General features: G+C 43.6%; 14 protein-coding genes. 6 read left to right on the top strand and 8 right to left on the bottom strand.

Features of this window, described 5'->3' with window-relative positions; genetic code table 11:
* Positions 1-34 precede the first annotated feature (34 nt).
* The 6 genes from AS141_RS18045 to AS141_RS18020 all read left to right on the top strand — a co-directional run bounded on the left by AS141_RS18045 (position 35) and on the right by AS141_RS18020 (position 11,653).
* Positions 35-1,078 (top strand): FecR family protein, encoded by a 1,044-nt coding sequence (locus AS141_RS18045; protein WP_057939093.1) that lies wholly within the window; start codon positions 35-37, stop codon positions 1,076-1,078.
* A gap of 164 nt (positions 1,079-1,242) precedes the next feature.
* A complete protein-coding gene (locus AS141_RS18040; protein WP_057939092.1) occupies positions 1,243-4,566 on the top strand; it encodes a TonB-dependent receptor in 3,324 nt (1,107 codons plus the stop codon).
* A 12-nt stretch (positions 4,567-4,578) separates the two neighbouring features.
* Positions 4,579-6,258: a RagB/SusD family nutrient uptake outer membrane protein gene (locus tag AS141_RS18035; protein WP_082632354.1), complete on the top strand. Its 1,680-nt coding sequence runs from the start codon at positions 4,579-4,581 to the stop codon at positions 6,256-6,258.
* 120 nt (positions 6,259-6,378) lie between these two features.
* Positions 6,379-8,040 carry an FAD-dependent oxidoreductase gene (locus AS141_RS18030; protein WP_057939185.1) on the top strand — a complete coding sequence of 554 codons (1,662 nt, stop codon included), beginning with the start codon at positions 6,379-6,381 and terminating at the stop codon, positions 8,038-8,040.
* 133 nt (positions 8,041-8,173) lie between these two features.
* Positions 8,174-9,856, top strand: a complete 1,683-nt coding sequence (locus AS141_RS18025) for an FAD-dependent oxidoreductase (protein WP_057939090.1) — start codon at positions 8,174-8,176, stop codon at positions 9,854-9,856.
* A 165-nt stretch (positions 9,857-10,021) separates the two neighbouring features.
* A complete protein-coding gene (locus tag AS141_RS18020) occupies positions 10,022-11,653 on the top strand; it encodes a carbon starvation CstA family protein (RefSeq protein WP_057939089.1) in 1,632 nt (543 codons plus the stop codon).
* 3 nt (positions 11,654-11,656) lie between these two features.
* Here the strand turns inward: AS141_RS18020 and AS141_RS18015 are convergent, their stop codons facing one another.
* The 8 genes from AS141_RS18015 to AS141_RS17980 form a co-directional block, all read right to left on the bottom strand.
* Positions 11,657-12,205, bottom strand: a complete 549-nt coding sequence (locus AS141_RS18015; RefSeq protein WP_057939088.1) for a carboxymuconolactone decarboxylase family protein — start codon at positions 12,203-12,205, stop codon at positions 11,657-11,659.
* A 13-nt stretch (positions 12,206-12,218) separates the two neighbouring features.
* Positions 12,219-12,761: a carboxymuconolactone decarboxylase family protein gene (locus AS141_RS18010; RefSeq protein ID WP_057939087.1), complete on the bottom strand. Its 543-nt coding sequence runs from the start codon at positions 12,759-12,761 to the stop codon at positions 12,219-12,221.
* Positions 12,762-12,763: 2 nt separating this feature from the next.
* A complete protein-coding gene (locus tag AS141_RS18005; protein ID WP_157243528.1) occupies positions 12,764-13,993 on the bottom strand; it encodes an MFS transporter in 1,230 nt (409 codons plus the stop codon).
* Between the two features lie 17 nt (positions 13,994-14,010).
* The gene (locus AS141_RS18000; protein WP_057939085.1) at positions 14,011-16,776 is read right to left on the bottom strand and encodes a TonB-dependent receptor; all 2,766 of its coding nucleotides are present in this window, start codon (positions 16,774-16,776) and stop codon (positions 14,011-14,013) included.
* Positions 16,773-17,354 (bottom strand): carboxymuconolactone decarboxylase family protein, encoded by a 582-nt coding sequence (locus tag AS141_RS17995; protein ID WP_057939084.1) that lies wholly within the window; start codon positions 17,352-17,354, stop codon positions 16,773-16,775. The genes AS141_RS18000 and AS141_RS17995 overlap by 4 nt, the downstream gene beginning before the upstream one ends.
* 18 nt (positions 17,355-17,372) lie before the next feature.
* Positions 17,373-18,521: a DUF3179 domain-containing (seleno)protein gene (locus tag AS141_RS17990; RefSeq protein ID WP_057939083.1), complete on the bottom strand. Its 1,149-nt coding sequence runs from the start codon at positions 18,519-18,521 to the stop codon at positions 17,373-17,375.
* A gap of 256 nt (positions 18,522-18,777) precedes the next feature.
* Positions 18,778-19,884 (bottom strand): hypothetical protein, encoded by a 1,107-nt coding sequence (locus AS141_RS17985; protein WP_057939082.1) that lies wholly within the window; start codon positions 19,882-19,884, stop codon positions 18,778-18,780.
* A gap of 69 nt (positions 19,885-19,953) precedes the next feature.
* Positions 19,954-21,495 carry a phosphatase PAP2 family protein gene (locus tag AS141_RS17980; protein ID WP_057939081.1) on the bottom strand — a complete coding sequence of 514 codons (1,542 nt, stop codon included), beginning with the start codon at positions 21,493-21,495 and terminating at the stop codon, positions 19,954-19,956.
* Between the last annotated feature and the right edge of the window lie 2 nt (positions 21,496-21,497).

The following is a 21,497-nucleotide window of genomic DNA, read 5'->3' as shown; positions in this document are numbered from 1 at the left end:
TACCTGGTACAAATGATTTTTAATACTAGTGTAAATGAGTGCTATAACTGACCTTTTAGAAGATCTTGAATTCGTCAGATGGGTTAAATATCCAGACAATGAATTGGCCACTTTTTGGAAAAGCTGGATGCATGCCAATCCTGACCGGATTGAAGATGTCAAGCTTGCCCGGGAAATTATTTTGGGTTTGCAGTTTCCGGCACCAATAGCTTCCAGTGATACCAAAAAGGAAGTGCTTACCAGGTTACTTCGGGAAAAAGAAAGTAAGCCAGAAGGGCAGTCCGTTTCAATCAAACCAGACAATCAGAGAGTTTGGAAGAAAAAATCATGGCAGTTTCCAAAAGTAGCAGCAATTTTAATTGGGATTTTTTTACTCTCAGTGCTATTTCTCAATCTCAACGCTGACAACCAAAAAGAAGAATCACGAGAGGTTACCTGGATATCCAAATCTACCATTCCAGGCGAAAAGTTGAATTTTAGACTTCCAGATCAGACTGTGGTATGGCTGAACTCAGGAAGCAGCCTTGAATATCCCGAAACCTTTGATTCTACGGTAAGGCTGGTCAGGTTAAAGGGAGAGGGTTTCTTCGAAGTTTCTGAAAATGCGCAGAAGCCCTTTATGGTTAATTCTGACAGTCTAATCACCATCGCCCTTGGGACTTCTTTTAATATTAACGCAAAAAACCCTACGGAAATACGGGTTTCCCTGGTGACAGGCAAAGTTGCTATCAATTATCAATGCGACAGTTTGGATTTTTTTCTTAATCCCGGAGAAGAGCTGAGGTACGAAACGACCAATAATGAAGGCAGGGTGAAGGGATTCAATACTGAAAATGTATTGGGATGGAAAACCGGAAAATTGATTTTCACCAGATCAACCTTGAAAGAAGTGAAGAAAGGCCTAGAAGAATGGTATGGAGTAGAAATCAGCCTAGCCGGGTCTCCCAAAGAAGAATGGAGGTTTAACGGAAAGTTTGAAAACCAGACACTTGAGAATGTCCTAAAAAGCATGTCCAATATTGAAAACTTCAACTATAAAATAGAAAACAAAAAAGTTAAAATCCATTTCAACAATTAACTGAAACATCCATGAAAGTAGAATTTATAAATGACTCTTAGCAGAAAAGCCAACTGATTAAATCAGCTGGCTTTAGTTGGTCGTCTGAAGGTGGTTAAACTATTGGGGAATAGGAAAACCTTCGGACTTAGTCTAATGAAATTTTCAATAAACCACTCAAAATTATGCAATTAAACTTACAAAAGACAATCTATATGTTGTCCAAGTACTTCTTGTATGGCTTTATAGTACAAATGATGGTCTTTAACTTTGTACTGGCAACAGATGTTAATGGACAGTATAAATCGATTGATAAGGTTAGGGTAAAAATTGACAAAGAGTCAATGTCCCTCATTCAGTTTTTCAAATCAATAGAGAACCAAACTCCTTTTAATTTTTTGTATGATCATAAGCAGATTGATCAGAACATCATTATCAGCCTGGAAGATCATTCAGGCTCTGTAGAAAGTTTTTTGCGACAGATATCCACTCAGTCTAATCTACGATTTAGGCAAGTAAACAATGGTATTGACGTCAAAAAAAATCCTCGCCTGCCCTATGTGACTATTTCAGAGCAAGGTGAATTTGCTGAGGTCAAGGGCACAATAGTGGATGAAAGCGGCTTTCCACTTCCGGGAGTGACAGTAATCGTACAAGGGACTACCCAGGGTACAATTTCTGATGTAGATGGCAAATTTTCAATTGACGTACCAGAGGGAGGCATTTTGGTATTCTCGTTTATCGGGTACGAGGAGCAAACGATTGAAGTAGGCAATCAAAGTGAGCTTACCATAACTATGGCCGAAAGTCTTTCTGATCTGGAAGAAGTAATCGTAGTAGGCTATGGCACACAGAAAAAAGTCAACCTCACCGGCGCAGTCAGCGCAATTTCTTCTGATGAAATAGTAAACCAGCCAGTAGGACAATCATCCATGGTCCTACAGGGCGTTGCCCCAGGAGTCACCGTTACCCAGCGAAGCGGGCAGCCAGGCAGCGACGGCGGAAATATCAGAATAAGGGGTGTCGGCACTTTGGGAGATTCCAATCCACTGATTATGGTAGATGGAGTTGAAACAAATATGAACAACGTTGATCCTAATGAGATAGAAAGTATTTCTGTATTAAAAGATGCGGCTTCAGCGGCGATTTATGGTTCCAGAGCTGCAAATGGAGTAGTATTAATCACCACAAAGAGAGGGGAAGACGGGGTACATGTAAACTACAATATGTATGCGGGTTTACAAGTCCCAACGCGTATGCCTGAAATAGTGGGTGCATTGGATCACATGATGCTGGCGAATGAAGCATTTACCAACATTGGAAATGACCCGCAATATTCAGATCAGTTTATAGCAGATTACATGGCAGGGATGCCATCAGATCAATATCCGGATACGGATTGGCAAGAACTGACGATGAGCAATTCCGCTTTTATGCAGAGCCATAACGTAAGCGTAAATGCGGGGAACGAAAAAGCAAAGGTGCTAGGTTCTTTTAGTTATCTGGATCAAAATGGCATCATTCCCAATACTAGCTTCAAACGCTACAACCTACGGTTCAACTCAGATATCAATGTGACAGACAGACTCAAGTTATCTATGGATATCTTTTTAAGACAAGCCGATCAAAAACAACCTTCCGATGGTACCGGCTATGTCTTTCACTGGATGCGCAGAATCCCTGCAAATGAAGTTGGCATTTTATCAAACGGACGATATGGTGAGGGGTGGAATGGCGATCATCCATTGGCAAGGGCAAAAGACGGGGGCATAAGTACTGTGGAGAGCCTGGATGCGATATTGAACTTCAGACTAAATTACAAATTAACAGATTGGCTTTCTGCAGAAGTGATGTATGCACCAAAGCTGTGGAACCCCCATGAAAAGAACTTTTCTAACATTACCCAAACCTATGCACGCGATGGAGAAACCCCGACGTTCTTTGTTCCCCAGCGAAATTCACTGACCGAAAAGTATACAAGGGAATGGTACAATAACTTTCGGGCTATGATTTCCATTGACAAAACTTTCAATGACATTCATACTTTTGGTCTTACGGCAGGTTATCAGCAAGAAGATCAGACCAATCAATGGATTTCTGCTAAAAGGGAAGTGTTTCCACTCCCTGACTACCAACAGATCAATGCAGGTAACCGGCTGAATGAGCAAACAGGTGGATCAGCAGACCATTGGGCACTTCAGTCACTTTTTGGCAGAGCCACCTACAATTTTGATGAGCGCTATTTATTTGAAGCCAACTTAAGAAGAGATGCCTCTTCCCGGTTTGCCGAAGGAAACCGGGCAAGTGTTTTTCCTTCATTTTCTGCAGGATGGAGAATTTCTGAAGAATCCTTTATGGAAGGCACAAGCGATGTGATTGATCAGCTAAAGCTTAGAGCCTCTTGGGGTAGGCTAGGAAATCAAAACATTGGACTATATCCTTACGCTGCATTTATTTCTCTGGGAGGCAGTGCTCAGGATTATGCGTTCGATGGAATCAACTCTCCAGGTGCTGCACTGAACAGCATGGCCAACAAGGACATTAAATGGGAGACTACCGAAACAACAGATATTGGCTTGGAATTTAATCTTTGGGGCAAATTGGATGTCACGGTAGATTATTATAAAAGAAAGACCAAGGATATTTTATTACCCTTAAATATCCCATTGACTCTTGGATTGAATGCCCCATTCCAAAATGCCGGTGAAGTCCACAATACCGGCTATGAATTTATGCTGAATTACCGAAACAGGATCGGAGATTTCAATTATGGGGTAATGGTGAATTTTTCGGATGTGATAAATGAGGTTATTGACATGAGAGGCATCAACAATACCGGGCTGACCGTAGACAGGGAAGGTCATCCGGTTGATTCTTTCTTCGGGTATGTCGCAGATGGATACTTTCAGACCCAGGAAGAGGTGGATAATCACGCCACACAATTTGGGAATGTAGCACCAGGGGATATCAAATACAAAGATCTGGATGGAGATGGAATGATCAATGACCGGGATTTGGCCGTGATTGGAAGTAATATTCCTAGATACACCTACGCGTTAAAGCTGAATGGTGGATACAAAGGATTTGATCTGTCCGTGTTTTTTCAGGGAGTAGGAAAGGCTGATGGCTACTTGTATGGCCAAGGAATTATGCCTTTTTTCTTAGGAGGAACCGTCCAGGAACAACATAAAGATCGATGGACACCGGAAAATCCCAATGCCAGCTATCCGCGATTGGCTTGGAACCAGACCAACAACCAGCAGACTTCCAGTTTTTGGATGAGCAACGCTGCCTATCTGCGTCTTCAAAGTGTACAGCTAGGGTATGTTTTCCCTAACCACATCCTGCAAAAGCTAAAAGTGCAGAATCTAAGGTTGTATCTGAGCGGTCGTAATCTGTTTACTGTGACCAATTTTTACGAGGGATATGATCCTGAAGCGCCAGTAAGTGATGGCGGGTGGTACCCTCAGATGTCCACCTATACCATGGGATTAAATCTCACCTTCTAAACACCCACAACTATGATAAAGCTAATTAAATATATATGTACTGTTTCCTTATTGGTTTTCTTTCAGTCCTGTGATGATCAATATTTGGATAGGTTACCACTAGACTCTCCGTCTAGTGAGACCTTTTTTGCTAATGAAACAGAACTGGAGATGGCTGTTACCGGCGTATATAACAGACTCTGGTATAAACCTGAAAATGCCGTGTGGTTTTTGTCTTTTGATTTTGCTTCGGACGATGGATGGGAAAGAAACGGAAACGCACTTCAAGCCCTGGGAAGAGGAGAACAAAACGCAGACAATGGGTACACCAATGGATTTTGGTCTGCCTTTTATAGAGCAATCAACCGGGTAAATTACATTACTTCCGGATCTGAGGAACTCAGAGCGACAATGGATCCTGCAAAATACAACCGTCTGGTAGGAGAAGCGAGATTCTTGAGAGCCTATTTCTATGCCTATCTGGCAGAACTGTACGGAGATATACCATTAGTCACCACTACCCTAACACTGGAAGAATCGCAAACACCGCGAACCCCAAAAAGCGAGGTAATAGATTTTGTGCTTTCAGAATTGGATGAAATCAAGGAATACCTTCCTATGGATGCTTCTGAAAAGGGCAGGGTTACGAAAGGCTCTGTGTTGGCTTTGATTTCCCGGGTTGCGCTCTGGAATGAAAGATGGGAGGAATCGGCTTCTGCCGCGAAAGAACTCATGGATTCAGGTGCATATCAAGTTGACCCGGATTATGCAGGAATGTTTACATTCTCAGGGGACGATTCACCAGAGGTGATCATGAGGGTTCAGTATCTTAGAGGGGTGACTACCCATAATACACCCAGGGACTTCTTGTCCAGAATGGCATTGGGGCATTCAAATAAGAAGCCACCACAGGATTTTGTGGACACGTTCGATTGCATAGACGGATTACCGATTGATAAATCTCCACTTTATAACACTCAGCGGCCATTTGAAAATAGAGACCCCCGTTTAGGGTATACTTTGGTGGTACCCGGATCAAGGTTGGTGAATTGGGTTTTTGAAACGCATAAGGACAGTACGCAAACCTGGGAGTTTCGGGGAGATGAAAAAGTACGGGTCCCGAATATTGAAGCCCAGCATGCCTATGCTTCATTTACCGGATACCTGTTTCGAAAGCATGTGGATGCAGCAGATTATCCTACCAATGTAGGTGCTTCTGATCAAGGTCTTACTATTTTCAGGTTGGGAGAAGTTTTGTTGAATTATGCAGAAGCCAAAGTCGAAATGAATGAATTGGATGCATCAGTCTATGAGGCTCTGAATTCAATCCGGGGAAGGGAATCAGTGCAAATGCCAGCGATTACCAGTGGCAAGACACAGGATGAGCTGAGAAACATAGTCCGCAAAGAGAGAAGGAGTGAATTGGGAATGGAAGGGTTTCGATACTTTGATATTCGCAGATGGAAAATAGCAGAGGAAGTACTACCTGGCCCGGTCAGAGGAAGGGTCAACCGGTATGGAGAAGGAGGATGGCTTAATGAGCCTCCAATGATTGATCCGATAGGAACCCCAAATTATGACAATGTCAGCAATGCAGACGACATGGTGGTAATTGAAACAAGAGCTTTCAACCCAGGCCGTGATTATTTATGGCCTATTCCACGAATCGAACTGGAAACAAACACTGCTTTAACCCAAAACCCAGGTTATTGATTTTAACCGTAATTTAAATTCACTAACATGGCCCCCTCTTCTACAACTACTACGAGTGAGAGGGAGCCATGTTATTGGAAGGGGAATTATCATTACTTCAACAGTTTCAACTATTACAAAATGAAAAAAATACTAATTGCAATAAGTATTGTTCTCTATACATTTCTATCTCAACATGCCTTTTCCCAAAGTTATGACATTGTCATTTATGGAGGCACCTCTGCAGGAATAGCTGCTGCAATTCAAGCATCAAGGATGGAAAAATCAGTAGTACTTATCGAGCCTTCACATCGACTAGGAGGCCTGACAACTGGGGGACTTGGGCAGACAGATATTGGCAACAAACAGGCTATAGGTGGAATATCAAGAGAATTTTACCAAGGGATCAAAGCCTATTATGATCAGCCGGAAAACTGGAATTGGCAGAAGAAAAACGAGTATATGGACAGCGGACAGACCAGAACCAAGGAAGGGGAAGATGCCATGTGGACATTTGAGCCTTCAGCAGCATTGAAAGTTTATCATCAGATGCTGGAGGATGAGAAAGTAGACATAGTCTATGGGGAAAGGCTGTTGAGAACTGATGATGGGGTGGAAAAATCCAATGGAAAAATCCAGTCTATTACCATGGAAAGCGGAAAAACATTTGAAGGAAAGATGTTTATGGATGCTACCTACGAAGGTGACCTACTAGCTACAGCAGGGGTGAGTTATACCGTAGGCAGAGAGAGTAATGATCAATACAAGGAATCGCTTAATGGTGTTCAGGCTAACTACTGGAGTGTGACACTTAAAGGAAAGGCATCCAGGAATGCCCGAAACCATAATTTTGTACCGGGTGTGGATCCTTACATAGAAAAAGGAAACCCAGCAAGCGGACTTCTTCCTTACATCATTGAAGGCGGGCCTGGGATAGATGGTTCTGGAGACAAAAAAGTCCAGGCGTACGGTTTTAGAATGTGCCTGACAGATCACCCGGACAACAGAATCCCATTCAAAAAGCCAGAGGGCTATGAAGAAATAAACTATGAATTGCTTTTCAGGAATTTTGAGGCAGGGGAAACCCAATTACCATGGATCAATTCCACTATGCCAAACCGCAAAACAGACACAAATAACAGACAGGGGTTTTCAACTGATTTTGTTGGGCAAAATCATGCATATCCGGAAGCAAGCTATGAAGAACGCGAAAAGATAGTTGAAGCTCACCGTAACTATCAGCAGGGTTTGATGTGGACGCTGGCCAATCATCCAAGAATCCCGGAGAAAGTCAGGAATGTATATTCCCAGTGGGGAACTACTAAGGATGAATTTGAGAATGAAGACGGATGGCAAAATCAACTGTATATACGTGAAGCAAGACGTATGGTCAGTGATCTTGTGATGACACAGCGCCACTGCGAAAGACTCGAAGTCATTGAAGATGCGGTTGGCCTGGCTGCTTATGGGATGGATTCACATAATATCCAGCGGTATGTGGACCACAACGGCTATGTGCAAAATGAAGGGAATGTAGAAGCCCATGTAGACGGCCCTTATCCTATCAGCTATAGAGCTATAATCCCTAAAAAAGAGGAGGCAAATAATTTATTGGTACCTGTTTGTGTCAGTGCTACACATATCGCCTTTGGGTCTATCCGTATGGAGCCTGTGTTTATGGTTTTGGGACAATCCGCTGCCATCGCAGCCTCTTTGGCCATAGACGATAATGTCGCGCTACAGGATTTATCTTATGAAAAGCTCAAATCTGAATTGCTTGAAAATAAGCAGAGATTGGAGTAACTATTATTTGGGGACTACACCTGCTACTTTTAAACATTAAACTCATGAAATCGAGCATGTTGCACGCAACACACAGAGGAATGATTATACGCCGTGCGAGATTCCATATGGCCTTAAAAACAATTATAAACACATGAAAATCATAGACAGCATTAAATTCTGCATCTTATCTTTTTTGGCAATCCATGCTTTAGTATCCTGCAGCCCAAGAGAAAAACAGGAAAACATAACCGACGTGATTGTATACGGAGGGACTTCAGGGGCAATTACAGCAGCAATCCAAGCCAAGAAAATGGGGAAATCCGTTCTACTCATATCACCGGATACGCATTTGGGAGGGCTCTCTTCGGGTGGATTGGGCTGGACTGACACCGGTAAAAAGGAGGTGATCGGTGGGCTTTCCCGCGAATTTTACCAACGGGTATACAATAAGTACCAGCAAGAAGGCGCGTGGAAATGGGAAGACCCGTCTGATTTTGGAAACAAAGGCCAGGGTACACCGGCTATAGACGGAGATCAGCGGACGATGTGGATCTTTGAGCCACACGTCGCAGAGGAAGTTTTTGACGAATGGATAAAGGAAATGGGAATAGAACTTTATCGCGACGAGTGGTTGGACAGGGACGCAGGGGTAACTGTGGAAGATGGAAAGATTACTGCCATCAGGACATTGAACGGAAAGGAATTCAAGGGTAGAATGTTTATCGATGCTACGTATGAAGGTGACCTGATGGCCGCAGCCGGGGTGAGTTATCATGTAGGAAGGGAAGCAACCAGTGTATATAATGAGGAATGGAATGGTATCCAAACCGGTGTTTATCACCACCGCCACCATTTCCAGGTCCTGGACAACCCTATTGATCCGTACTGGATTCCCGGCGACCCATCCTCTGGACTCATCCCAAAAATTAGTGCAGAAGACCCGGGAGTGAAGGGAGAAGGTGACAATAAAATCCAAGCATATTGCTTCAGAACCTGCATGTCCAATCATCCAGACAACAGGGTTCCTTTTCCAAAACCCGACAATTACGATTCCACCCAGTACGAGCTCTTGGTACGAATCTTCGATGCAGGCTGGAGGGAATGGTTTGATAAATTCGATATGATCCCCAACAGGAAAACAGACACAAACAACCATGGCCCTTTTAGCTCTGACAATATTGGAATGAACTATGAATATCCAGAGGCTAGTTATGAGCGAAGAAAAGAGATCATCAAAGAGCATGAAAACTATCAGAAAGGGCTGCTTTACTTTGTGGCAAATGATCCTAGAGTGCCTAAAGAAACCCAGGAAGAATTTCAGAAATGGGGATTGGCGAAGGATGAATTTATTGATAATGGCAACTGGCCACATCAAATCTATGTAAGGGAAGCGAGAAGGATGATCGGCAAATACGTAATGACAGAAAACGAATTGCTTCAGAAAAAACCTACCCCAGAGTCAGTGGGCATGGGATCATACACCATTGATTCCCATAATATTCAGCGCTTTATAGATGAAAATGGGCATGTCCAAAATGAAGGGGATATAGGAGTTGGATTGCCTGGTCCCTACGAGATAGCCTATGGTTCCATTGTTCCCAAAAAAGAGGAAATCACAAATCTCGTCGTTCCTGTAGCAGTTTCCGCAAGTCATAATGCATTTGGTTCGATCCGGATGGAACCTGTGTTCATGATCTTGGGACAATCCGGAGCTACTGCGGCAGTGATGGCATTAGAAAACGGAACCAGTGTCCAAGATCTTCCCTATGAAAATCTGAAGACCCAATTGTTAAAAGATGGGCAGGTATTGACGGTGGGAGACCAAATCAAATAACAATTTGCCCGCCCCTGCTGAAGTGATGAAAGAGTCCGAAAAACAGTAAACCAAGTAAGGTGATAAACTTTACTTTGGGGAGAAGTATAAATTGCCTTATTTTGAAATCAACCAATTAGCATAGGTTTTTCACTGAAAAATCTCACAACTTCCAAATTTCCATTCATGAACCTTGCCGTTCTCCTTCTCATTTCAGCAGTCATCTTGTTTTTGGCCTATACCATTTACGGTAAAATTGTATACCGGAAATTTGGTTTAAGCGATAAAAACCCAGCTCCGTCACATACGCACCGGGACGGAGTAGATTATGAGCCAAGTAAACCAATTGTGGTTTTGGGGCATCATTTTGCTTCCATTGCCGGGGCGGGTCCGATTGTAGGACCTATCATAGCAGTGACCTTTGGGTGGATACCGGCTGTGATCTGGATTTTGGTAGGAGGGATTTTCTTTGGCGCGGTACATGACCTAGGAAGCATGGCTACTTCGCTGAAGACCAATGGAAAATCAATCGGGGTAATCATCCGAAATCAAATCGGGATGAAGGGAAAGCAGCTCTTTGTTATCTTCAGTTTTTCCACATTAATTTTGGTAATCGGCGTATTCGCCGACATTATTGCCAAAACATTTGTTACAAACCCAGGGGTAGCTTCGGCATCCATCCTGTTTATTTTGTTAGCTATAGCTTTTGGGATAGTTAATAAATCAGTGGGCAATAAAAAGACTGCGTTTCTCATCATCTCTGTTGTCGGAGTGATCCTGATGTACTTCTTTGTGTACCTGGGCATGAAAATCCCCTTTACGCTGGATTACAAAATCTGGATTCTGGTGCTCTTAGCCTATGCATTTCTGGCCTCAGTGACCCCGGTAAGTATGTTGTTACAGCCACGAGACTACCTGAACAGTTTTTTACTTTACGGATTGATTATCGCCGGGGTATTGGGTGTTTTCATCGCCAACCCTGAGATACAGATGAGCAACGAAATCCATGTTTCTGATGAAAATCTAGGCTATATTTTCCCTGTCCTCTTTGTAACTATTGCCTGTGGTGCCATCAGTGGATTTCATTCCCTAGTGGCTTCAGGCACCACTTCCAAGCAACTGGACAAGGAGTCAGATGCCAAACTGGTAGGATTTGGGGGAATGCTGATTGAATCATTTCTTGCGATCATCTCAGTAGGGGCTGTGGTCATCTTGACAAGATCAGAATACATATCCCGTCTCTCCGGAGAAGGCCCTGTTGCTCTTTTCTCTACCGGTCTTGGAGGAATGATCTCCACTCTGGGAATCTCAGAAGAATTTGCGGTAGGCTTTGTAGCCCTGACCGTTTCTGCCTTTGCACTTACTACCCTGGACACCTGTACCAGACTGGCTAGATTTACTTTACAGGAATATTTCGAAGACGTACCTCAGGCGGCTGGCCAGTTTTTGGCAAAAAACCGGTATGCTTCTACAGGAATCGTAGTCATATTCTCCATTTTATTATTGCTATCAGGCGAATTCACTACCCTTTGGCCAATTTTCGGCTCCGCAAATCAACTATTGGCGGCCCTTGCATTATTGACCATTGCAGTATGGCTGATCAAGAAAAATATCAATGCACTCTTTGTGACCATTCCGATGTTTTTCATGTTCACCGTTACACTTTCTTCCCTAGGGCTTTTCGCCTGGAAAAACTTCCAAGATGAGGTCTATGTACTTTCTATCATTGCAGCTCTCCTATTTGTTTTAGCAATTTCATTAATGATTTTGGCTACGAAAAGCTTGAAAAAAGAAGTTAGGGAACCGGCGAAGATATAACCCCTAATGAAGCGGATTGTAAGCAGCATATCCTTCCTTGGCCCGACTTTCTGCCCTACCCAAATAAAACTGGATATCAGAGGGTGCATGTGTCCCCAATCCATCCACATACCTGTTAAACATACAGAAAGAAGCCGCAATCAAAACTGTATCATGAATTTCCAGATCTGTGGCCCCTTCTTTCCTTGCCAGATTTATTACGTTCTCACTTACCGCATTTCCACCTAGTTGGACGCACTTTGCGATAGCCAATAACGTCTTTAGTTTTGGTGGGAGATCTGAAGTTTCCGGATTTCGCTTTATTTTCTCCATTTCTTCCAGTCCACATTCCATATAATGCTGTGCCAAAACCTGGTGTGCTGACTGGCAATAGGCACAGTCATTTAGATAAGAAACATATGTCCCGATAAGCTCCCGCTCTCCTCTGGAAAGAGAATTATCAGCCCTTAGGAGCAGTTCAGCGAGTTCATTCAAATGCGCGGCCACTTCCGGCCGGAAAGCCATCAGTCCCCGGATTCCGGGAAGGTCATTATTTAAATCTATATGCGCCATTTCAGTATAGTGTTTATTGTATTGGAAATTGATATTGAAGGGTGATCATTCTTTCTCCCATATATTTATAGTCAGCATCATCCATTGGGGTATATGCCTGAAGCCCATCTACATACCTATTAAACATACAAAATACCGCAGCTATCAGGACCGTGTCGTGAATTTCCATGTCCTTAGTCCCTAGCTTCTTCGCTGAATCAATCAGTTCTTTTGAAACAAGCTTCCCGCTTTGCTGTACAATCCCGGCGATTTCCAGTAAGACGTTCATCTTGGGACTTAGCTGGGTGGATTTTCCTGACTTCAGTACTTCGTCCACCAACGATGATTGCTCCTGAAATGCATACCTTGCCGCAGAGGCATGGCTTTGCGTACAAAATATACAGCCATTCAGGTTAGAAACGTGAGCGGCTATAAGTTCCCTCTCCGCTTTTGACAGCGAATTGTTTTCTGCCAAAATTACCCTGGCCAAATCATACAAGTGCTTTCCTGTATCTGGACGAAAAGTCACCAGACTTCGAATTCCCGGAAGGTCATTTCCTAAATCTATATAAGACATTTTTATTGTTTTGATTGATAAGGTGCACTGAAAAGGACAAAAAGAAACCCTGGAACCAGAAGGATTGAAAAGCCTAAAAGTGCATTTCCATATCCCCCAAAAAAGGAAACAAGCATTCCTAAGGAGAAGACTGCTGCAGCAGTGACAAATCTGCCGGCATTGAAACAAAAGCCAGTAGCACGGGCCCGCACAGTTACTTCAAATAGCTGGGGAATATAAAAGGAAAGCACGCCTTGGCTGATTCCAAAGAAAAAAGAAAGGATCACTGCTCCCAAATAAACCCAACCTGAGAATTCTCGCATAAAACCGAATAGAAAGACTGACATGCCGAAAACTCCCAAAAAGCATATGAGCAAAGCTTTTCTTTCACCCAAAACCTTAACTATCCACCCGGACAATATTCCACCCAGAATCCCTCCTCCACCCAAAATCATCATTATTGCTCCCCGTTCAGTCTGTCCATCAGATCCAGAAAGAATACTCTGGACCCAAGTAGGCATCCAAGAAAATATTGACCAAAGTACAATCAGCATGGTGCCGAATATCATCGCTCCGTAGAACAGCCCAGGGGTTTTTGGGAATAGTTTCTCTTGGTTTTTACCGCTTTTCAATTGTTTTGAAAAGAGCCATTGTGATGATTCCCTGATTATAAGAAAACCAAACACAGCCAAGGCAATTGGAACAACTCCAATCCAAAATGCCTGCCTCCAATTACTCACAAGGGCATTAATCAGCCCTGATGAGAATATCCCAACAGGGAAACCCACCGACACAATTCCCATTACCTGCGACCTTGTCTCTGAAGGCCATATTTCAGATAGCAATGTCATCGTTATTACCATCACCCCTCCTACTGCAAATCCTCCCAAGAGACGAAAAACCACCACTAGACCCCATGATGGGGCAAAAGAAACCATTAGTGTAAAAATACCTACTGAAGCCAGACATAAACTAAGCGCTCTAGACCTGCCCAATCTATCTGACACTATGCCCCAAAATAAACCTCCCGTAGCCCAGCCTACCAAATACAGCGCATTGATATAGGCACTCACATCTTCAGCTGCTCTTTCTCCCATCGTCATCCTAGACATTTCTGCCGAAATAACCGGCAAATACACCGATGCGATGGTGGAAACTACTCCCCCACTGACATTCGCCAGAAAGCAAATAAAAAACACTCCCCAGAGATAGGGAGAGATAATTCTCTCTCCCTGAATTTTGGCATTTTTCAAGGAAATAGTCTGAGGAATCACCGGAACATTTCATCAAAAGTCAAACTGATATAATACATACCTCCCACAGTCGGTGATCCGTATGCCTGATACACCTGATTGTTCAAAAGATTGTTAGCTCCGATCTTTACCACAGACTTCATGCCCGGCAGTTTATAGCTTAATTGTGCATCAATCATAGTGTAGGCTTCAATCCTTCCGGGACTCAGCTGCGTCAAAGTGCCTCTCCAGTCAAATCCATCCTGCCATCTCCAGGCTACATTGAAACCCAATCGGTCAGTAACCTCGGCATTCCCGAAGGTGACCCCGGTTTTGAACTCGGGTGTATTGAATGCGGGAACATTTTCGGCATCTGCATCCATAAGATCGAAAGACGCCCAAGTTCCGGTTGCTCCCAACAAGTAGCCTTTCGAAAAGGTATAATTGAGCCCAAGTGAGACCCCTTGAGAAGAAACCACATCAGAGGCATTTGTATATAGTTGAAAAGCCTGGATATTCCCTGTTAGGATATCTGCCGCAGCCATAGGGCTCATGCTACCATCAGGAAGCAGGATTTCATTATCCGGTCGAATCACCACGGTGTTGATGATAAAATCTGTGTATCGACTAGTGTAGTAATTGATATCTACAGAGAAATTATTCCCCCAGGCTCCCCTATATCCCAGATCAAATGTGGATATCCGCTCAGGTTTGATGTAATCCACATCTGATTGTTTGAGAAGTGGCATGTTATCCATTAAAGCCTCTTCAAATGGTACTCCTGAGCCTACTTCCTGTCCAAAAGCAGTCCCAAATGCGCCTACGGAAGATGCTGTGTAAGAATTCTCATATACATTCAACCCTTCACTATTACCCGGTACGCCCCCCAAAATAATTATCGGCCCTACATTGAGATGGATGTATTGATCCCCCGGAGTAGGGTTTCTAAAACCGTTTTGATACGAAGCTCTAAAGCTATGTCGTTCGGAAGGAGTGAAAACGCCAGCAATTCTAGGTGTGAATCTGCCATCAAAGTTTTGATTCTTGTCATATCGCTCGGAAACGGTAAACCGGAGTTTGCTATCCAAAAAATGCTTGGATACCTGGACAAAGGCTCCTCCTTCTTTAATGATTATAGCTTTGTCCACATCATCATACAAGGTACCATTTGTAAACATGTCATAGAGCCTGAAATTCCCGCCTACCAACAGGTCCACAAATCCGATATGTCTGCTGAAGTCATACTGCCCTTCGGCATGATAAAAACGGCTTTGGCTAAGTATCCCCGCTCCATCAAGGCCTTGAACATGGATTAGTCGATTTTTTTCATTCTCGTATTCCGCAGTGCCGGGGACAAATCTACCCTCATCCGCAAAAGTCCTTGCTAAAGAATGATCCCCTCCACTCACACTCGAAACCAAGCCATTGTATGCTGCACCGTACCTTTCAAACCAGGTTGCATCAGCTTCATCAGGAGATACTATCTGACCATTCAAATCTTTTACCCAAGTCCGGTTGATATGCTGACCAAGAGCACGGGAATTGTATGAGTCATGAGAATCCTCTGACACCATGTACCCACGAACAAAGAAATTGCTCCCTTTCAATTCCAGCTTGTGTTGTTGAAGAACAAAGTTGTTTAGCATAAAGCGGTTACTCCCCGTATAAGCAGCCTTACCTTTCCCCCATTGATATCCATAGCTCAATTCCATATTTTCATTGATCCGATAATGCAAAGACGCATTTACGCCCAATCCTTTTGAATTGTAATCCATCAGGTCTTTTTCCTCATATCCTGTCCGCGCTACCCTTCCTATGTCCGGAATAGTCACAGCGACTTCATCACCGTAAATGTTCAGGGCATCGCGAGCAGGATTAGTGTCTCCTCTCTGCTCAGGCGGAGTCAAGGCATCGATATCCTCATAATTTGTGGCGTACCAATCCAATCCTTTAAAAGCTGACGCGTTAAGCTTAAAGGCGAATTTGTTATTAAATGCTTTGGCATATCGTAGTGAAAAATCATAAATTCCGGATGGATCAGTATAGGCCTCACTGAGATGGTTTATTCCGGTTTTAGCTTGTACACTTAGTCCCTGATAGAGGAATGGGTCTTTGGTCCGCATCATCAAAACCCCATTGAAGGCCACCGGCCCGTATAATGCTGATGCTGCCCCGGGGATCAGTTCTACACTTTCCATATCCAGATCGTTAGAACCAAAAAGATTACCTACTGCAAAATTCAAACCCGGTGTTTGATTATCCACACCATCTATGAGCTGAAGAAATCTAGGGTTTCCTATTTCATTAAAACCTCTGGTGTTTATCTGTTTATAGGTCAACCCACTTGTGACCAGATCGACTCCTTTGAGATTTTGAATTCCGTCATAGAAGCTAAATGAAGGTGTTTGCCGGATCACTTTCATATCCATTTTATCGATGGTTACCGGGGATTGGAAAATTGTTTCCTCAATCCTTGAAGCTGAAAAGACTACTTCCCCCAAAAGTTCGGTGGCAATTTCCAGCCGGATGATAATCGGTTCTGAATTCGAGACTTCAACACTGGTTTTTTGATAGCCCAAATATGAAATATCCAACGTAAGGGGAAATGACACAGAAGTGGGAAGTTCAAATGCGCCAAGGTTATCTGTCACTGTCCCTGTGAGTCTACCTTTGATCATCACTGTGGCACCTACGATCACCTCTCCGCTATCAGCAGCTAGCACCTTCCCTTTAAGAACCGTCTGAGCGGTTGTCACAGAACTTAACAACACCAGTAAAAAAACCGTCAATAGATGCTTTCTCATGGCTTATCGAGGTTTACAACTTCTTTCAAATGATCGTAGCCTCCAGGGTTTCTTCTATATCCCTGTGTAGTCAGACGCTCAGTCAGATTTTTGAAGTACGATTCGTCCTTTGGCATGTTGGTCGCAAGACCGTCCACATACCTGTTGTACAGAGAAAAAAGCGCTGCGATCAGTACCGTATCATGTATTTCAAGATCTGTAGCTCCCGCACTTTTGGCACGGCCAACTGACTCAGAGGTCACCAACTTACCGCTTTTTTGAACCAGTGAGGCAATCGAAAGCAGTGCTTTCATTTTCTCCGTAACGGGGGCTGTTTCGATATCCTGCTTTATTGCTTCGACTGTTTCGCATTCTCCCAATAGACTATTGGTCACTGAGGCATGAGCTGCGGTGCAAAAGCGACATTGGTTTCCATGAGAAACCACAGTCGCTATCAGTTCCCGTTCCCCTTCCGTCAGCGTGGAAGCTCCCCGCATCAGGAGTTGAGTCAGGTTTCTGATTGGTTCAGCGGAATCTCTGCGATACTCCAAAAGGCTGGTGATTCCGGGTAGATGTTCTTCTAAATCAATATGGGGCATGGTTATTTTGGTCTATTATTATGGGTATTTTGTTGAATTTGGTCTGAAGGTTCTCCAGCTGTGCCAGAACTCCTGGTATGCAGGAACCCGCTCAAGGTCGGGATAATTGAGATCTTGGGATTTTCCGGTATAGGAGTAAGTTTCCCCAAGATCTGAGGTCAGGATGTCGTTTTTCCATGTAAAGAAATCGGTTGCTCTTCGCTTGAAAACCACAAAACTCTGTGAATCACTGGAAAGCAAAAGCACGATTGACTCTCCTCCTATTTCATCGTGAATGATCCGTTTTTCCTTCAACGCATTCCAGTCATACGCTTTGGATTTCCCATCCAGGATGATACCGATCACCCAGGACTTTTCATTCCACGAAAAAGGGTCGGTACCGGTAAGCTTACTCTCGCTTTTTCCAAGCTCGTATTTTCCAAGAGAGTCATAGCTGGAAAGGAAAGCTGGGTCAGGCTCCATAATCAATCCATTGGGATAGGAACGGAAAAACGTGTAGGCACTCATCTGCAACGCCTCCAACTCTTCTAGCTTTTGCCCTTTAAGGGGTCCGGCAATAGCCTCCCCTGTTGCTTGCTGCCACCAGCTACCTGTCTGGGAGTCTTCAAACATCGCATTGAAATAGTCCATCCCTACTAATCTGAAAGACTCTTCTTTGCCATTGATATAGGGAGAAAAGACCCTACCCGTCCGACAGACACTGCAATAAGTGACCATTACCGGATCACTGCCGATAACATCCCTTACCTGATGATGATATACCAGATAGCGGACAGGATAAGCTTTGGAGACAAATTCATCACCAGTAACCACAACGAGCATACTATCACTTCCTGTAAATTCGTCCTTAGTTTCAAAGGTTAGCGATTCCGGCTCTTTGAACATCGCATCCGCTGCCATTTTGAAATTGAAGAAACCGATCAGACCTACAGTCAAAATAAGGCAACCGAAGGGAATCCATTTTTTTGAACCTAATATGGCCGGTTTGAAGCCAATGCCTGTCAAAATCAAAGCGACCGTCCAAAACACAGCTTTGTAGCGATGCAGGAAGTAGGCGAAATCAATGCTATCCCATTGCTGGCTGCCCGGAAAGGGCATGATGAAATAAATTTTCAGAAATTCAAACACCAGCAAAAAGCCTAAACCAAAGTAAAACAAGATTTTCATGAGTTTATAATTGATTTTTTTATGGCCACATGGAATCTTTGACGATTAAAATAATCATTGCCCTGTGTATTTTAATGATGATTTTAATCGTGTCGATTTCATAGGACTAGTTATTTAGAGGGTGGTGAACTCGGGTATCTTCCTAGGTATGGCACAAAATCCCAGTGAACTATGGGAAATCCATCTTAAAGGAAATTGGCACTGGGCATAAAAGAACAAAACCCCAAAGGCAATGCTGCTTTTGGGGTTAGTAAGATTAAAGTGAATTAAATACCTCTTTAGCTTTCTTTGGAATCCTCACTGCTACTGTGAAATTGATCAGGTAATCAGCAAAGGCCGCATCACCATGAACCACCTTGTCAGGCGTGGAATTTTCAATGTCTGTTACACTTTGAGTCCTGTTTCTTAATAAAGCTATAGGAACATTCAGGGTTCCTGTCACATTTCCCAGCATATAGCTTACCCCTGGCTCTACAGAAATAATGTAGCCAGGTCTTCTAAACCCTTCACTTCCGCCAAAAGCGTCACGGACAGGAATCCCTTCAATTCTTCCACCAAGGGAAACGCCTAGCCCGTGGATTTTTTCAAATGACTTAAAAACCCCAGTTCTCAGGGCAAACTGATCCGGAACACTCATGATTGCTTCGTTAGGACGGCTTCTATTGGTAGGAGTTCCATTCGTTTCTTTGGGGTTGAACATATAAAACCCATCATAATACCAGAAGAAAGTCCCTCCTACATTCCAGAGCCCCTGGAAATCCACGATCAGGCCAGTACCTCCATCTCCCAACTGAATAGATTGATCGACAGTCATTTCAGTAGGTGTTCCTTCATCCCCTCTATAGAAGGTACTAGTGGCGGCATAATCACCAGTTGGGAATTTGACTCCAAGCCCAATTGCTGTATTTCCTTTTTTGGCTTTTTCACCTGAAAGCAGCCAGTATCCAGCTCCGATCCGCATGTCTCCGAATCCTTTGGAATAAGTAGTATGTCTATCAGTCCGATTATGTTCATACAGGGAACTACGTTCATTGTATTGAAAAGGAAGAGATACGATTCCGTAAAGCCGCTCCGAAAAGGCATAGCTGATATTGATATCCAGACCATGCTGCTTATTGATCACTTCGGTGCCCTGTTCTACCCGATTGGGGTGTTCCTCCGTTCCCCCAAAGTGTCTAAATGATTTGAAATAGCGGTAGTTGGCACTGACGTTCCATTCACCCTGATTGAGAATATTTCCCTGACCTACAGCATTCCCGAGGCCAGAGAATTGTCTGATTGCCACGCAGCCTTGTGCGTAAGTATTTAGATAAGCTAAAGACATCGCGATAGCTAACACTAGTATTTTGGTATAATTTTGCATACGATTATAATTTGATTTTTTATTGTCACATGGAATCTTTGATGATTTCATGTGTTTAGTGTTTCGATATTAATTATCTGCGCCGTCCATTTTGGCGACATCAATTGTGTATTGGGCTACATCCCTTCCTTGGGTGGTTCCTACTGTCGCATCAAAAGTCCAATGGATTCCTCCATAAACCCTGGAGATAGCTGCTTCTTCCGCCCAGTCTTGAAAGAGTGTTCCTTCCTGAGGAAATACATAAGTTAATACCTCCGCTGCAGCTGCGGAGAAAACAGAATGTCCAGATGTATAGCTTGGGAAATTTGGCGTGCCCGCAATCGTCTCAAAATCCTTGATCAGCTGGATGGGTCGAGGGTAGTAATAGTAGTACTTGGCATCCCAGCAGCTGATCCCACCGTCCATGATCGCCATATTCATGTAGGCAAAGACGCGGGCAGTCCGTATAGAATTAAGCTTGTATTTGAGGATAAATTCCCCTGCGATATCATTCCAGTGTCCCGGAGGAGTGTAGGTACCAAGACCGTCTTGCCAGAAATTGGCGATCCTTCTTCGTTCATGCGTGACATTATCTGCATAATCCTGTAAGATCTTTACATCTTTCTTAAATGCATCCGAATCCAGAGCCGGTGGAACCACAGGCCGGGTATCTTCCACATTTGGGACGCTCCACATTTTCACCTGTCCAAAAAGCGGGGTCAATCCAACCGGACGAACCGGACTTTCGAGATTTTCCCACTGCCATCCAAATCTTTCAAATGCCGCTGCTCTCAGGGAATCTGAAACTGCCTTAGGAGACTGGGCATATTTCATCCCGTCATCAGCTGCTCTTGCGAGAGCAATCCCTGCTATTTCCTCCCCTATCTTTTTTCCTGCTTCTAAGTCGCTTGGCACATTTTCTCCAGCCAAAATCAAGCTTTCCAGATGCTGCTCTTCCAACTCTTTCAAGTAGTCTGCCTCCAAAGGAAACATCGCAGTTAATATTTTTCTGGAAACTGTAGCTAAAACCGCTCCTTCAGAAGGATATGAAGGCAAATTATTAGCTACATACGCATGGGGAATATCCAAATCAACCTGATAAGGTGCAGGTCTTTTAAACTGGAATTTATAATGCCATGCTGCAATCAATCCATCGTATTGGGCTACAGAAAGGTATGCCAAGGCCCGACTCGCATAAGGCGGATGCGCAAAAGGAAACACGGGTGGACCAGCCGGGTTGGCTGGACTAGGAAGCGTATAGGATTCATCTTCGTTTGGACCCGGAATCAAATTATACTTGGCTATCAGCCCAAGTGCAACTTCATTCCAACGAAGTACCGCATTGTTTGTCCAATGATCTACATTTTTCCGTTGGTCACCGGACATAGAAGCTATGGTAGACTTCACGTTTTCGACCTCAGCCAAAAACTCAGCAGATTCTACTCCCGAAGGTGTGTCTATTGAAAGTTGGCTTCCTGAGGAAATTAAAATCGGCTTCCAAGTACCTGCATTCTCATCTATTCCTGAAAACTCATAGCTTTGATATTCCAGTTCAGTTTCCAAATCCATGGAACATGCTGCCAGTAGAATTCCAGTAACCAGAGATAATAGTATTAGTCGAAGTATTTTCATTT

Origin of the sequence: Algoriphagus resistens (assembly GCF_001442615.1) — a bacterium.
GTDB lineage: Bacteria > Bacteroidota > Bacteroidia > Cytophagales > Cyclobacteriaceae > Algoriphagus > Algoriphagus resistens.
Note: the sequence above shows the minus strand (reverse complement) of the source record. Positions and strands in the feature narration are given on the sequence as shown.